The sequence below is a fragment of the Marinimicrobium sp. UBA4509 genome, from assembly GCF_002388575.1.
Classification (GTDB): Bacteria; Pseudomonadota; Gammaproteobacteria; order Pseudomonadales; family Cellvibrionaceae; genus Marinimicrobium; species Marinimicrobium koreense.
On the sequence record NZ_DGMV01000049.1, the window covers coordinates 1 to 329 of the forward strand.

Consider the following 329-nt stretch of genomic DNA (forward strand, 5'->3'; position numbering starts at 1 on the left):
GTATACCCTCCCGCAGCACTCTAAGTGAAGTGCCGTCAATATTTAAGCAATACCATCAATGCAACTTCAACCGCGGTCGTAACCACCGATTGATTTTACCCGCCAGCATCAGCAAACCGGTCTTGATCAAACCGTGCACCGCCACCTGATGCATCCGGTACAGCGAGATATACACCACCCGCGCCATACGACCCTCAATAAACAGACTGCCCCGAGTGAGGTTGCCCATCAGGCTGCCTACGGTCGAGTAGTTCGCCAGGGAAATCAGCGAGCCGTGGTCTTTGTAGTGGTAGGTTTTCAGCGGCTTGTTGTGCAGGCAGGCGAGCAGG

Annotated in this window: 1 pseudogene; it reads right to left on the reverse strand. The window is 54.4% G+C overall.

Going from position 1 to position 329, the window contains the following annotated elements:
• Positions 1-55: 55 nt before the first annotated feature.
• Positions 56-329: pseudogene (locus B3520_RS07705) on the reverse strand (FAD-dependent oxidoreductase); the annotation flags it as partial.